This is a genomic window from Empedobacter tilapiae, from assembly GCF_004785645.1.
Classification (GTDB): Bacteria; Bacteroidota; Bacteroidia; order Flavobacteriales; family Weeksellaceae; genus Empedobacter; species Empedobacter tilapiae.
Genome location: NZ_SRPE01000017.1, coordinates 26,922 through 41,705, shown reverse-complemented (window position 1 = coordinate 41,705; position 14,784 = coordinate 26,922). Strand labels below are relative to the sequence as shown.

Below are 14,784 nucleotides of genomic sequence, written 5' to 3'. Positions count from 1 at the left end.
CACTAATGAATTTCAAAGAAATACATATTGGGACTTTAATCAATCAAGCAGTCATAGAAAATAAAATAGAACTATCTCGTATTTGTAAATTTATGAAATGTACAGAGCAAGAAGTAAATGAAATGTACAGTATGAGCAGTTTGGAAATTGAAGTTGTATTAAAATGGAGTAAATTATTAGAGTATGATTTTTTTCGTTTGTATTCTCAACACTTGATTTTATATGCTCCTATTAAAAAAGATGATAGTGAAAAAGTAATCAATAATTATAAATCATCTTTACCCCAATTTCGTAAAAATGTTTACACAAAAGAAATGATAGATTATATTTTAAATAAAATAGACACGGGAGCAATGAAAAAGTCCGAGATAAAAGAACGCTATAATATCCCAAAAACAACTTTGTATAAATGGATTAGTAAATATAAAAATTCAACTAAATAAAGAATCTCATTACTACACAAACTTATTCTAATTGTAACCTTAGTCACTAATCATTTGTTATGATTAGTGACTTTTTTTTAAACTCAAATCAATGAAAACGAAAATAAACTACAAAACTCTTTATACAGATATAATAAATGATCTTTACCCAGATAAATTATTACAATGTCAAGAAATTCTAAATAAACAAGATTTAAATATTTTAGATATTTTAGAATTGAATAAATTAATTTTTGGAGAGGAATATAAAAACAACATCGAAGTAAATCAAAAATTCAGATCTTATTCAAAACAAGATATTTTATTGATATTAGATTATCAGAAAAAACATCGATTAAATAATACTCAATTGGCTAATCATTTTAATTTAAGTAGAAATACTATTGCTAAATGGAAGAAAATATTTATTTAAGAGCTTTGTAGTATCAAAAAAAACGTTGAAATATTGTGCTGTTAACTAACAGGAGTAACTGTTGCACAACCCTAATTTTAGGCACAAAACATAAACTCTATAAATAATAACCTCTTTAAAAGTGATATTAGGGAATTTTTGTTATCCAACATTATTTAAGCAATAAGGTATATAATATAGTTTTGTTTGTATATTTGAGGTTAATTTTACGGAAATAGATATAGCTGATTTTTTACGAAATTAAAGCTATAGTAGTTTCGTAGAAAACAATGTTAACGGTAATGTGATAAGAATATCTGAAGACTATGACTTAATTTGAACTTACTATAAAATCTTATTTTTTAGAATATTCAAAAATTAATTCATTATTAAATTTAAAGACACTAAAAAATGAGAGTGTTTTCAGAATCTACTGAAAAATTAATATCAATCAACTTATTTAAGTAATCCTAATTGAAAAATAAATGTAAAATAATGAGTACAAACAAAATAATTCGATTAAATCCTGATAATATTCCTACGCCAGTTGGAAACTATTCACATGTTACAATAATTCCTAGAAACTCAGATTTATATACTTTTTCGGGGCAAATTGGAATAGATAACAACGGTAAAACGCCCGTAAATTTTAATGAACAAGTTATCTTAACATTTAAGAACATAAAAGAACTTTTGAATAGCCAGGATTTGGATGCAGAAAATGTAATTAAAGTGAATATTTGGGCTACAGAAGAAATAGATTGGGAGTTTTTCGATAAAGAATGGGAAAATTTATTTAAGAAAAATTATCCTTCAATGACTATTGCATATATAACTGCATTAGGGCTTCCGGAACTGAAAATTGAAATTGAAATTTGGGCTGCAAAGTAGAATACATCTACCGCTAACATCGATAACTGTTGCACAACTCCAGTTTTAGTTTCAAAAACAAAAAACACTATAAATAAAGACCTCTTTAGAAGCAATTTTAGGGAGGTTTTTTGTTTTGCACAATAAAGTATACAATTTAGTTTTGTTTGTATATTATTGAACAATTTTGTGAGTTTCGTTATCCATACTTACATATTTTTATTTTAGTCTAAATAATTTGATTATCCATAAATTGTATTCTAATAAACTTATTGTTTACACAGAAATAGTTATATTAGTGAGTAAATTAACGAAATACGGATTTAGGTGTCTTTTTACAAAACTACGTTATACTTTATTTCGTAAAAAAATGTTAGTTGTAATACCACAAAAAATTATATGAAAAGAATAGTAGTAATTTTATCAATAATAATTTCGTCTCAATTATATAGTCAAAAAACTCAGATTCAAGTTTTGCCCTCAGGACATATTATTGCTAAAGCCAATATTGACGGGAAGGAAGGAAATTTTATTTTTGATACAGGAGGAGGAATTAATTTATTTTTTGACAGCTTCGCAAAAGATTTTAAGCAAAAGTCAACTTACAATTTTTTTACAGCATATCGTGCAACCGGTGAAAGAATTGACGCTCCTTTATATGAAAATAATGAAGTTCTTTTTGCAGGTAAAAAATTTGTGAAAATTCCATACTCAACATTTGATATGAAACTAGATGGAATTGATGGATTAATTTCACTTCAAATGTTTAGTGATACAGATTTTATCATTGATTACACTAAAAATGAAATTGAATTAACTGATTTTTCAAAAAAGAAAAATATAAAATCATTTGATATACAATTAAGTACAAATGCTGACAAGTCAATAGACATATTTACTTATATCACTTTAAATGATAAGTTTAAAATTCAAGTTTTATTAGATTCAGGAGCAGGTAAGAACTCTTTTTGGCTAAGTGATAAATTAATTTCAACATTAGAAATTGATAAAACTAAATTAGAGCTAAATGAAAGGAAAAGTGAGTTTAATGAAAAAGTTATAACAAAATTTTATAGTGGAAACATAAACTCTATTACAAATCAATATGTTACGTTGAAGGATCCAAAAGTCGTTTTTGTTGAAGGATTAATTTATGAAGGAAAAACAAGTATTAATTGGCTTGGAAATAAGATTGGTATTAGTTTAAAAAACAAAAAGATGTATATCCTTGATTAAAAAGATACTACATAGGTAACTGTTGCACAACTCCTATTTAGGTAGAAAAACAATATTAAAAATAATAACTTCTTTAAAAGCAATTTTAGGGAAGTTTTTTGTTTTGTACAATAAAGTATACAATTTAGTTTTGTTTGTATATTTGGGTATACTTTTACGAAGTAAACTATAGATATATTTTTACGAAACTCACTATATTTTACTTCGTTAAAAAAGAATGTTATCTGCTAATTTTATCCAAAATGCCATATCGAAAATGAATAAAGTAAAATATTGGAGAGAAAAAAATAATCTTACTCAAGATGAACTTGCGGAGAAATCAGGAGTGTCGTTGAGAACAATTCAACGAATTGAATCTGGAAGTACATTAAAAGGATTTACATTAAATTCAATAGCAAAAGTTTTAGAAGTAAACCCAGAAAATTTACTTTCAGAGGAAACTATAAACATTGAAAGAGCCAAGTTGATAAATTCATCTGTTCTTTTAGGTTTAATTATTCCTTTTGGAGGAATAATTTTCCCATTTATATTAACTTCAAAAACAAAAGATATTTATAACAAACAGATTGGAAAAAGTATTGTTGGAATGCAGATTATAATAACCACATTGCTTTCTATTTTTTTAATCATTTGTCCTTTTTTTCAAAAGGAATATCTAATCAGAAAACCACTTTTCATTTATGGAATAATTCTATTCTTGGTTATAAAATTGCTTATTGTTATAATTAATGGTATGAGTTTGAACAAAACTAATAAACTTAAAATTTGCCTGAAAACCAACTTCTTATAATTAACGACAGTAAAATGTCGTAAAATTGTCGCATCGTTTTTTCTAAAAATATCAACGTTTTAACTGAAAATTGCAACAAAAAAATTCTATGAAGTTATTTAAGAAAATTTTATTGGTATTTTCAATTTTAATTTTGCTATCAGCCATTATTGGGTATTTCTATTTTGATAAGAAATTTACACCTGAGAAAAATTATTTACAAGTAAATAAAGAAAGTGGAAGAATTCCAATAAAATGGCAATCAGAAAAAAAAACTGCAATGCTTTTGCCAATACAATTTGAAGCAGATACATCAATATATTATTTACAATTTGATACGGGCAGTCCCTATACAGTATTTTACAGAAATACGATTACAGAAATTGATCAAATTTCTATAACCAATAATATTGCAAAAAGCAGTTTTAAAATCGGAAATTGTGAAGTAAAATCCAATCAATTTAAAACTATTGATTTTGGTGAAAAACTATACAAAAACAAAATCAATATAATTGGAACCATCGGAACTGATATTCTCGAAAACAGAAAAACACTTATTAATTTCAAAGATAATTATGTAATTTTCAATTTAGCTTCTGAACCAAAAAATTTAATTAGCAAACCTTTTGATTTTAGTTTCAAAAAACGGAAAATCATTATTCCTGCTGTCTTAGAAAATACTGAAGAAAAGTTTCTATACGATTCAGGAACGAGCGCTTATGAACTTTTAACAAATAGAAAAATTTGGAGTAAACTGAAGTTGAAAAATTCAAAAATAGTAGAAGAAAAAGGAAAATCCTGGAATAATATTCTTACAACTTATACAGCTAAAACAAATAAAAATATAGAATTTCAAAATACAAAAATTCCTCTTCACGAGGTTACTTATGTCGATGGATATTCCAAAACTCAATATTATTTAATGAAATTTTCAGGAATGTCAGGAATGTTGGGGAATAAAATTTTTTCGCAAAAACAGCTTTATATTGATACTGAAAATTTTAAAATGATTATTGAATAATAAAGGTAACTGTTGCACAACTCCTATTTAGGTAGAAAAACAATATTAATAATAATAACTTCTTTAAAAGCAATTTTAGGGAAGTTTTTTGTTTTGTACAATAAAGTATACAATTTAGTTTTGTTTGTATATTTGGGTATAATTTTACGAAACTGACTATATTTTACTTCGTAAAAAACAATGTTATGTGTAATCTTATGAATACAGTATACCTAAAATTGATCAAAGATATTTCAAAATATATTCCACTAAGTAAAGAGGATATTCGAACGATTTCTGAGTCTTTTTCATCTATTACTATTCCAAAAAATACAATGCTTGAAGTTGAAAATACATATACAAAGTATCTCTATTTTATTATCGATGGATACGTTCGTGTTTTTTACACAAAAGAGGGAGAAGAACGTACAACACAAATAAACTGCCCATCTGGATTTATCACTTCCTTTCAAAGTTTTATTACCAATTCTAAGGCATATGATAACGTACAAACCATTTCTGAATGTAATTTGTTGCGTGTCACTAAAGATAGTCTAGATAAATTGAATAAAAACGTGAAAGATTGGGGAATTTATGGAGAAAAAATATACGAACAAGCCCTCATTTATAATGAAGATCGTACCCGAGATATGATTTTACTTACTGCTGAGGAAAGATATTTAAAACTCATGAAAACGCAACCAGATATAATCCAAAATGTTTCTTTACAATACATTGCTTCTTACATTGGCATTAAACCCGAAAGTCTAAGTAGAATCAGAAGGCAAATCACTTTCTAACGAAGTTTGTGGTAATGAAACGTGCCTACCAAAAGAAGTTGGTACAAAAATGAAAAAATTAGTTTTTGATTATCATAGTATTGAAAAGAAAACTTTTGAAGATATTACCAACTTCCATTATCAGTTTGATAATTATTCATCCTTTGATTACGTTTAAGGAATGTCTTGCTAATAATATTGTCCCTTTTATTATTGATAAAGATTTAAAACTGTTTTATTACAGAGGTTTACAAGATATGGAATCATATAATCTCATTTGAATAAATTTTGGATTCGTTTTCTCTTTTCTTATTAAAGGAAAAAGACCTCTTTGTCAAATTTAATTATATGCGGTAATCTATCTGATAGTTGAGTTAATTAGGCAAAACATTATATTATGCAGCTAATTTTATTAAATTAAAGAATAATTTTTTCTTTGTTACTTTAATTGGTTTATATAATTTCCTGGTGTAATTTGTTTCTCTTTTTTAAAAGCGTTTATAAACTTACTAGATGATGAAAAGCCACATTTATCAGCTAAATAACTGATTTTATATTTGCGATAAACTGGTTCTTGATTTAATTTATCAACAATATAATTAATTCTTAGTGAATTTATGTAGTTATTAAAATCTTTATTTTTATGTGAATTTATAACATGAGACATATACTTTACATTTGTATCACAAAATGTGGCTAATGAAGCTAAAGTTATTGTTTTCTTATTAAAGAATAAATTGGTTTCAAACAGTTCTAATTTTGCCAATATTTTTTTTTCAACAACAGCAGATATCACAATCTCTCTTTTATCTTTTTGAAATTCCTTATCTTTCAGTTGAAAAAGCTCTCTTTTAATTATTTTTAGATTATTTTTATATTTATTTCTATATAATAAGAAACATAAAATTCCAATAACACTCATTATTGAAATTGTTAATGCATAATAAAGATTATAGGATTTCTTTTTGTTTAAATTCTGATTATTTATCAATAATTTTTCTTGCTCTTTATTTACTAAAGTATTAATATTCTCTTGAATTTTACTTGATATAGAGTCTCGTGATTTACGAATTTCCAAGACCTCCTCTGTTTTATTTTCTAATTGACCAAATTCTTCAATCGTTTTTAAAAGTTCTTCTTTTAAAGATAAATATTCAGAATGGTTAACAACATCCTTTAGTAATGCTATATATTCTTTTGCTTTTGAGAGATTATTTCTTTTTATATAAATTTTAATCAAACCATTGTAGGACAATATTTTTATATGATTATTAGGATGGTCTTTGAAAAGATCTAATGATTTATTATAATGAATAAAAGAATTTTCCAAATCATTTAATTGATAATAGCATAAACCTAGTAACTGTTCATTACTTGCTGTAAAAAAATTATAGTTGGAGTTTTTATTGATTGTAAAATATTTTTGTGATGAATTAATATGAGTAATAGCATTAAGATACCTTTTTTTATCTATCTCTAAATAAGCTTTTTCTTGGTATATAATACCCAAAAAAGTTGATTTTTGCTCAATCGCTTTTATTTTTTCCGTTTCTTTTATTGCAGTTTGTAAATAAAAATTAGACTGATAAAATAAAGAAGACAATCTATATTGTGTTGCTAAAAAACCATATATTTTCATTTTCTGAATTGTTTCCTCAGTATCTTCAGCTAGTTTCTGTGCGCTAATCGCATATTCTATTGCTTTTGAATAATTACTTTTTTGTTGCCAAAGCGTAGCGGTAAGCATTAAACTTTTAATACGATACGGTATTGACTCTGAAATCGAATATAATGAATCTGAAATCTCCAAGGCTTTCTCGAAATTCTCTTGGGAGATTTCTAAATATACCTTCTTATAAATTTCGTCAAATTTATCTGGATTTTGAGCTAAGCTCAAATGTGGAAAAAGTAGTAGAGAGATAAATTTTATAAAAATTTTCAAAATTATTAATTTGTTTTAAATGTGCATATTAAACAAAAAATTGAATATCCATGCTTAAGATTAATAGGATGAGAAGACTAAAGGTTTACTTTGAAAAACTTATAGAATTCATTTTTGGTTTAAAAATATTATGGTTGACCCTCAGCCTATACATGAACAAAAATATTGTTATAAATATAAATATATAAACGAAATTTATTTGATAAATATCTTTACAACACTCTCATTCTCATACTTGGGTTAATATAAATACTCCGTTTTTTATCATTATTACTATTCGTAAGCGTATACTCTCACAATTGTTTATCTCATTACGGGTTACATTACACAAGATCTTTAAAATAGTATTTTAAGTTTTATAATAATATAAGAAAGATTGGCTACTTCTTATATTTAGAGGTTGAATTTTCTGATTCAACCTCTTTATCGAAGATCTGTATAAATTCTATAAAGAGTAATTATTCCTTTGTTATTGCATTTTAATTGCAATCTTTTATAAAAGAGTCCAAAACAATACTTTTTAATTATAATTTCATATTCATTCGATGTAATCTTTTTTGCTGTGCTATTATAAAGAGCTTCTGTTTCCTCTAATGTTTTACCTATTAGCGACATACTCTAGTTTTAATTAGTTCAAATTTGATTTTTACATTTTGACGCTTCAAAATTACCTTTTGCTTTAAATAGGTTTTTAGGTTTTTCATAGATTATATGGTTTATTTTATACTAAAAATAGTTTTTTCCATTTTGCAACTGTATTTCGACTTAATCTAAAATGATTTGCTAATTGAGAATTATTGAGACCTTTTTCCTTTTGGTATTCTAAAATCTTCAAAATATCTGATTTTTTATAGGAACGAAATTTCTTACTATCATTAATAATTGCTATGCCAAATATTTTTGCATTTATTTCTATAACGTCTACAATTGAGAGCGTTGTTTTATTAAGAATATTTTCACATGCATTTCTTTTTTCAGGGTATTTTCTATCTAAAATATCTTTAAAAATTTGTTTATAATTAGGGCTTGATTTTTCCATATCCTTTTTTAACTTTTATTCTTATTACTCCATCGTTATTAAAATATATAAAGAGTTTTTTTTCTACCTAACAAAAATTTGTAATCCGTATTACTAATCATAAGTACTATATATTCTATTCCCAAATATTATATTCTGAGTGATATTTACTGTATCTCAAGATGTTCTTTACCTCTATTTTGGTTTTGTTTTGAAACAAAGAAATCGTTTGTTGATGACGAATTATTTTTATCATTTTTTTGATCAGATTTTGATACTGTAAAATGAAATTGGACTATACTTTATTTGGTATATTTACTTATCCATTTATAAAGAGTCGTTTTTGGAATCCTGTAACGATCCATTATTTCATTTTTTGTCATCTGTTTTGTTTCTAATTGTTCTAATATAAATTCTATGATTTCCTTTGTATAGATATTTTTACGAAACTGTGGAAGACTAGTTTGTTTCTTTATACTATCTTTCGGTTTGTCTGCTGCTATTGATGCATATAAAATAAGATGTTGAGAGTATAATCTAAAAAAATCATATTCTAATAGTTTACTCCATTTTAGTAAAATCTCTGTATCCAATATTTTTGATTCATACATTTTCTTTATTCTCCGTTCATCACAATTTATAAAATTGCAGATGCGACCTATCTCTATTTCACTTTCTACAACAGCTTTTTGAATAACCGATCCAATATGGATATCTTTATAATTATCACTCATTATTTCTAAATGCTTATTTTTTTTGATAAAGCAGTCTTTATAAAAAGACTGCCTTATTCTACTTATTTCCAGTAACTCCAATTTGTACCATCGTACACAGCTAGAGTATCTGATGTTGTATCATACACTATATTACCTGCAACAGGACCTATTACAGCCGTATTAGGATCAGCTACTTTAGGTAGAACCAATGTTCTTGTTTCTGATTCTAAAATCAAAACACCTGGTTTACTACTGGTTTCTGCTCCAATAATTATCCCTTGTTTGTTAACAGATTCTCCAGTACTCACATAAGGGTTTAGTTTGCCTCCTTCTTGAGATGCGTCTAACTTCGCTGAAAGAGAAGTCCAACGATCATTTGTACTAGTTCTTCCTTCTCGAACTTCCACCTCTTTAGTTGCTACATTGAATATGAATGTTCCGTTTACAGCATCTGTAGGAGCTGTAGTAACAGAAGGCAAAATAATACCTCTAAGATTTGTAGCTTCATCGCCAAATTCTAATAATACACTATTATTTGTAACGCTACTTTTTCCGATAGCTACTTGAGCTGATGCAGCTACAAAAGCAAAAAAACTCGCTGTTACTAACATTTTAATCGCTAATGTTTTATTTATACTCATTTTATTTATCTTTTATTTTGAGATTGACTATCTCATGGTTTTGTTGTTAATAGTAACTAGAGAAAAGCATTTGGTAAAACAACCAATTTGTACCAAGATTACTTTTCTTATCAAAAAAAATTATGAAAAACTCTTATTCGTTACAACCTCTTTCCAAACAGTTCCATCCTTTTCTTGAAGGATCAATCAATGGGGATTCACCTCTGTATAATTGGACACAATTTTCTGTTGTGTTGTAAATAAGCATTCCTTCAATCGCTGTAAGTGCGTCTCGTTGAGTTGTAGTCATATGAGGAATTACTAAACCGGCATTTGAACTTTCTAAGGCGATATATCCATTTGGTACAACTTCTGGCCATCCCGAAGTTACATTTGCTTTTGTTGAAACTCCTACATTCGTACGAACTGATGAGGTACCTGAAGCAGCTGGTTTAACACATTTTGGAGCAGCACACGGAACTGCTTTTTTACCATAACCAGTACCTATCATAGCTGTAGGTGGCCATAAAGTACTTTGTGTAGCTAGTATTGTATTGCTTGAAGTTACATTCCAATTGACACGGTTTAAAGTAGCACCGTTTATCAATTTCAGTTTTTCAAATGGAGCTGTTGTACTTCTTCTACCCAAAAGTGTTACATTACCTGTTGGGTCTATATCTATACGTAATGCAGGTACTTTACTGGCTGCATTACCGATCTGCCAAATATTTGGTATACCATTTGTAAAAGTAGGACCATATCCAGCGTCGTCTGACTCAAAACGAACATTAGAAACCATGCCTCCTTGATTATGAAATTCTATTTCCATATTTGACAGTTTACTACCATTAATTTCCATATTAAATGAATTATCTAAATAGTAAATATCTAATGTAAAGCCTTGATCTGCTCCAGCTGGTTGAATAAAAGTTTTGCTAATTGTATTATTAACGATTGGATCTGTAGCATTACTCATACTGAAATCTTCTCCTAAAATTGGTTCTGTACATTCTGAAGGCTCAAAAATATCGACTGGTACTACACAAGATGGTACACCTACTTTGTTTTCGAAGTACATAATATCATCAATCAATGTATGCCCAAAAGTTGTACGGTTACCACGAATTTGGATATCCATTGTTTTTCCTGTAAAATCCATTGTTCCGATATTAATAGCTGCTTTTAGTGGCACCCAACCAAAAGAAACTGCTCCTGGTCCTGGTAGCGGATTATCTGCTTTTAACTGTGCTGACGCATATACTTTACCAGTATTACGGTCTACCAAATCCATGTACATATAATCTGTATTAGCCGTATAGTTTACATACGAGAACAATTGTAATGTATATGTTTTACCCATCTCTGGCTTAACATCTTCTATTCTATAAAATGGTCGAAGACCTTGAGATTGAGATACATTACCCTTTACAAGAAAAGCTGCACCGTTTAAATGACCTGACATATCTAGTACATTTAGAACAGAAGGATCTGCTGGGTTGTCCCAAGGATAAGTATTTGTCCAGTCATATACTTGTGGATATGATTGTCCAGATGCCCAATGTGGTGCTATTGCAGAAGAACCGTTTACAGTAGTATTGTCTGTAAACGAACGTGGATCCCACCCAAGTCTAACAAAAGCAGGCGGTACTACTGCATAGCTACCATCCCCAATATGAGAATCGAAATACTTGATAGGACCAGAAGGTGTAGCTCCAACACCTGTTGGTAAGTGAGTTCCAATATAATTAGAATCATATAACGGATCGTTGTAACCTGGTGAAAAACGGTAACCGTTGGTAATAGCACCTCCATTAGAGGTTAACGTAGATGATAATATATTAGGTTGATTCACCCACGGGATTCTACCGTCTTTAACTAATGGAGATGAAGTATTAAAATTCTGATAGTGAATAACTCCAGCATTATAACTAGCTCCTTCATCATATATATAATCCATCATACAATCTTGTAAGATGAAAATACTAGCACTACTCATATTTCTATTCCCTCCGTTAACAGTATTTAAAGCAATCTCATTATAAATATCTGTTGGAGGTGTATTTACCGAATTGTTAGTTGCCATAGGGTCCACGTAATCTGCTGGGCGCAATACACTTGCTGTAAAAGTACGTACAACTGGTGCAAAACTACCAGTAACACTGGTTGCATTGGTATCTGTATGGTCAACCACTGCAGAAAAAATAAATTCTATATGACCTACACCAAAATTAGACTTCTTACCAGTGTATCTTCTTAATACTGGATCATAAGTTAATGTAACACCTCCGTTATTTGATACATTGGTGATTCTTACACCATTTGGTATTTCAAACATTATTGTTACTTCTGCTTCTGAAGAAATAGCATCTGGACCGTTATTCCAAATATTTGAATAAAACCCAAACGCATCACCTTCTGATAAAGATGGATTTATGCCCGAAGCCCCTAAAACATCTGTTATATTAGCTGTTGCTGATAAATCACTTTTTTTAATAGCAACTGTTGTGTTAACTGTTGCTACAGGTCCTTTTATATATGACCAAGTATCTATAGATTTGTCGTTACCAAATCCTTGAGAAAGGTTAGTACTACTTAATGGACTGGTATTGTTATTTTGCTGTCCCCACATATGTCCTCCAGTACCTGTAGGTCCACTAAGCGAACCTGCTACACTTGCATCAAGTGGATTAGGGGCTTTCCCGTTATTGTTTGTGCCAGTAACTCTTGAAATATCGCTATCATCCCAATAAACACGAAAACGTTCGTCAGAAAGAGGATTGTTCCCGTTCAAAAGTTCTAATACGAGTCCATTAGGATTGATTTCCATATCAATAAATGGGAAATGCACCTCTGCTCCACGTAACTGTACTTTCACTAACACAGAGGCATTAGTTCCTGGAAGATAGTTGTTGTTACCATCCTTACCATCCCAAAATATTTTGTTACTACCTGCAATCGCAGTTCCTGTTAAAGTTCTGGTTGCAAAAGAAGGCGAGCCAGAACTTTCTATTGTAATTGTATAAACCCCTTGCGCATCTGCTGTAAAATTAATATACCCTCCTTTTAATCCCAATTCTCCAATTGTTCCTTCAGCTCCTATAATACTAATATTACTTGCATTTGGAGTTATAGGGGTATTTTTCAACCATGTACTATTATTTGGGACGCTACCATTAGCAGAAGTAGGTAAATCTTGAGCTGGTTGACTATAAAAAATTTTATGTGTTATATTATCCCCTGCATCTGCTGCCAAAGGAGAATGTACAAAAGAAGAAATACCAGTTGTGAAATTTTTACTTTTATAAGAAGGGCTACTATCATTTACGTCAGTCAAAAAACCTTTGTTATTTATAAAAAATGTAAAACCTACACCATTATTCCCGTTATTATTTACCTTATAAATATATCCATCTTTTGTCAGCGCATACATATTTCCATAAAAACCTGTCGTTTGACTACCACTAATGTGTAAATTCATTACATTGGTATAAACTCTTCCTGGCACCCAAGCTCCTGCACTCTCTACAGATACATCCCACGCTGCAATAAGTTCTGAGCTTGTACCTTGCGTCCAGCCATCATTAGCTGCAATATTAGAAACAGCAGGAGTTCCTGTAGAAGATACATTTCCTGTCGGTAAAAATTCTATTTTCCAAACCCCTTCTTCTGCCGTTAAAGCAGTACGGTTATAAGTTGCATATCGATTGCCTCCTGCAGCTTGCGACGTTAATCTTGGACCAGCAAGCTCTGATGTTCTATCGGTTATTCGTCCTGTTGTTCCTGAGGAAGTATAAACAGTACCATTTGGTGCTGTTAATCTAATTATACCATTTCCTATTCCTTGTGCGCTGGAAGCTGTATGCAGTATTTCACCGGCTTTAACGTAAGCATAATGTGTTCCTTCTGTTTTGAAGGGCCATGATCCTACTGTAGATCCTATTGTACCTGTATAAGAGTTACTATACAAAAAAGCACGTCCACCTGTTACGCCATTTGGATATAGATCTTTAGACCCATCTGCGTAGGCGTTACTCCCACAGAGTAAGGCTATTGCAAGAGGTAAAACTTTTCCACCTTGAGAAAGTAGTTTTTTAATATTCATATTATTTAAGTTTGTTTATGTAAGCGCTACATGTTTACACTTTACATTTATATATATCGTTCGAATTTTACTTACCATAACTGTAACTAGTTAATTACAGTAACCGAAATTCTGAGTACCCATTACAGAGTAATATTCTAAACCTATCCACTCTGTGTGCTACCAGAAAAAATAAAAGGATCATATGGTGGTGGACGATTTTTAAAATACGCCACAAGGGTTTTGTGTACAAAGACTTCTTTTCTATATTTATTATTTTCTTCTCTTAGTATGAGAGACTTGTATAGTTCTAGATTATCAGCTGATGTTACAGATATGCACTTATTATTTTGATAAGTTTGTACTGCCATTATTTGTATCCGTTTATCTGAAGAAAGTCGACTACTGGAAGTATTAGAATAATATAATGGCTTTACTTTTTGGGTAACTTCACTCAACTGTTTTGTTGTTGACGTAGTATTCTTTTCCCTTGATCGAGATTGAGTAATATGTTTCTTCGCTTTTTTCTCGACAACTTTACCAAAATGTATAATCTCAGTATTTTTTAACTGATCAGCATTTGTTATAAATGAATTTCCTTTTATATATAGCTTTGTTTTTTCTGTTTTTGCAGGAGTAACAACATGTAGTAGATGAACATTTCTTATTGTTGTCTTCTCTCCAATATATAAATAAGTTTCACTATTTTTTAGAGAATCATTAACCGATGAATTCCCATACACCTGTGTAGATATAGCCTGTACAATAACACACAAAATACAGGCATACAACTTCATATTAAACTGTATGCCTGAAAATAATAGGTTTATATGACGATTATTATTCATCATCTTGTTTAGTTGGGTATAAAATAGGTTTTAGATTTAGGTTTTCAACTTAACTTACATATGGTTTAATT

General features: G+C 29.2%; 13 protein-coding genes. 7 read left to right on the top strand and 6 right to left on the bottom strand.

Features of this window, described 5'->3' with window-relative positions; translation table 11 throughout:
• The 7 genes from E4J94_RS17020 to E4J94_RS16990 all read left to right on the top strand — a co-directional run.
• Positions 1 to 443, top strand: a 443-nt coding sequence (locus E4J94_RS17020) for a transposase (protein ID WP_317129234.1), incomplete at its 5' end; no start/stop codon positions are given.
• 91 nt (positions 444 to 534) lie between these two features.
• Positions 535 to 855: a helix-turn-helix domain-containing protein gene (locus E4J94_RS17015; RefSeq protein WP_135836978.1), complete on the top strand. Its 321-nt coding sequence runs from the start codon at positions 535 to 537 to the stop codon at positions 853 to 855.
• Positions 856 to 1,329: 474 nt separating this feature from the next.
• Positions 1,330 to 1,725: a RidA family protein gene (locus E4J94_RS17010; protein WP_135836977.1), complete on the top strand. Its 396-nt coding sequence runs from the start codon at positions 1,330 to 1,332 to the stop codon at positions 1,723 to 1,725.
• A 378-nt stretch (positions 1,726 to 2,103) separates the two neighbouring features.
• Positions 2,104 to 2,940 (top strand): pepsin/retropepsin-like aspartic protease family protein, encoded by an 837-nt coding sequence (locus E4J94_RS17005; protein WP_135836976.1) that lies wholly within the window; start codon positions 2,104 to 2,106, stop codon positions 2,938 to 2,940.
• Positions 2,941 to 3,196: 256 nt separating this feature from the next.
• The gene (locus E4J94_RS17000; RefSeq protein ID WP_135836975.1) at positions 3,197 to 3,730 is read left to right on the top strand and encodes a helix-turn-helix domain-containing protein; all 534 of its coding nucleotides are present in this window, start codon (positions 3,197 to 3,199) and stop codon (positions 3,728 to 3,730) included.
• Positions 3,731 to 3,818: 88 nt separating this feature from the next.
• Positions 3,819 to 4,730: a hypothetical protein gene (locus tag E4J94_RS16995; protein ID WP_135836974.1), complete on the top strand. Its 912-nt coding sequence runs from the start codon at positions 3,819 to 3,821 to the stop codon at positions 4,728 to 4,730.
• Positions 4,731 to 4,927: 197 nt separating this feature from the next.
• Entirely contained in the window at positions 4,928 to 5,509 is a 582-nt protein-coding gene (locus E4J94_RS16990; RefSeq protein WP_246034368.1) for a Crp/Fnr family transcriptional regulator, read from the top strand.
• Between the two features lie 418 nt (positions 5,510 to 5,927).
• On the opposite strand, the gene E4J94_RS16980 is transcribed toward E4J94_RS16990, so the two are convergent.
• The 6 genes from E4J94_RS16980 to E4J94_RS16955 form a co-directional block, all read right to left on the bottom strand.
• Positions 5,928 to 7,430, bottom strand: coding sequence for a helix-turn-helix domain-containing protein (locus E4J94_RS16980; protein ID WP_135836972.1), 1,503 nt, complete (start codon positions 7,428 to 7,430; stop codon positions 5,928 to 5,930).
• A 721-nt stretch (positions 7,431 to 8,151) separates the two neighbouring features.
• Complete coding sequence (locus E4J94_RS16975; protein WP_135836971.1) at positions 8,152 to 8,469, bottom strand: helix-turn-helix domain-containing protein; 318 nt, start codon at positions 8,467 to 8,469, stop codon at positions 8,152 to 8,154.
• A gap of 281 nt (positions 8,470 to 8,750) precedes the next feature.
• Positions 8,751 to 9,182, bottom strand: coding sequence for a transposase (locus tag E4J94_RS16970; protein WP_135836970.1), 432 nt, complete (start codon positions 9,180 to 9,182; stop codon positions 8,751 to 8,753).
• 62 nt (positions 9,183 to 9,244) lie between these two features.
• Positions 9,245 to 9,805 carry a hypothetical protein gene (locus tag E4J94_RS16965; protein WP_135836969.1) on the bottom strand — a complete coding sequence of 187 codons (561 nt, stop codon included), beginning with the start codon at positions 9,803 to 9,805 and terminating at the stop codon, positions 9,245 to 9,247.
• A 133-nt stretch (positions 9,806 to 9,938) separates the two neighbouring features.
• On the bottom strand, positions 9,939 to 13,886 hold the full coding sequence (locus E4J94_RS16960) for a hypothetical protein (protein ID WP_135836968.1): 3,948 nt from the start codon (positions 13,884 to 13,886) through the stop codon (positions 9,939 to 9,941).
• 143 nt (positions 13,887 to 14,029) lie between these two features.
• A complete protein-coding gene (locus E4J94_RS16955; protein ID WP_135836967.1) occupies positions 14,030 to 14,716 on the bottom strand; it encodes a hypothetical protein in 687 nt (228 codons plus the stop codon).
• Between the last annotated feature and the right edge of the window lie 68 nt (positions 14,717 to 14,784).

Bases quoted from the DNA above. Each gene is read 5' to 3' on its own strand.
- E4J94_RS17015 (WP_135836978.1), top strand. From the start codon at position 535: ATGAAAACGAAAATAAACTACAAAACTCTTTATACAGATATAATAAAT.
- E4J94_RS17010 (WP_135836977.1), top strand. From the start codon at position 1,330: ATGAGTACAAACAAAATAATTCGATTAAATCCTGATAATATTCCTACG.
- E4J94_RS17005 (WP_135836976.1), top strand. From the start codon at position 2,104: ATGAAAAGAATAGTAGTAATTTTATCAATAATAATTTCGTCTCAATTA.
- E4J94_RS17000 (WP_135836975.1), top strand. From the start codon at position 3,197: ATGAATAAAGTAAAATATTGGAGAGAAAAAAATAATCTTACTCAAGAT.
- E4J94_RS16995 (WP_135836974.1), top strand. From the start codon at position 3,819: ATGAAGTTATTTAAGAAAATTTTATTGGTATTTTCAATTTTAATTTTG.
- E4J94_RS16990 (WP_246034368.1), top strand. From the start codon at position 4,928: ATGAATACAGTATACCTAAAATTGATCAAAGATATTTCAAAATATATT.
- E4J94_RS16975 (WP_135836971.1), bottom strand. From the start codon at position 8,469: ATGGAAAAATCAAGCCCTAATTATAAACAAATTTTTAAAGATATTTTA.
- E4J94_RS16970 (WP_135836970.1), bottom strand. From the start codon at position 9,182: ATGAGTGATAATTATAAAGATATCCATATTGGATCGGTTATTCAAAAA.
- E4J94_RS16965 (WP_135836969.1), bottom strand. From the start codon at position 9,805: ATGAGTATAAATAAAACATTAGCGATTAAAATGTTAGTAACAGCGAGT.
- E4J94_RS16960 (WP_135836968.1), bottom strand. From the start codon at position 13,886: ATGAATATTAAAAAACTACTTTCTCAAGGTGGAAAAGTTTTACCTCTT.
- E4J94_RS16955 (WP_135836967.1), bottom strand. From the start codon at position 14,716: ATGATGAATAATAATCGTCATATAAACCTATTATTTTCAGGCATACAG.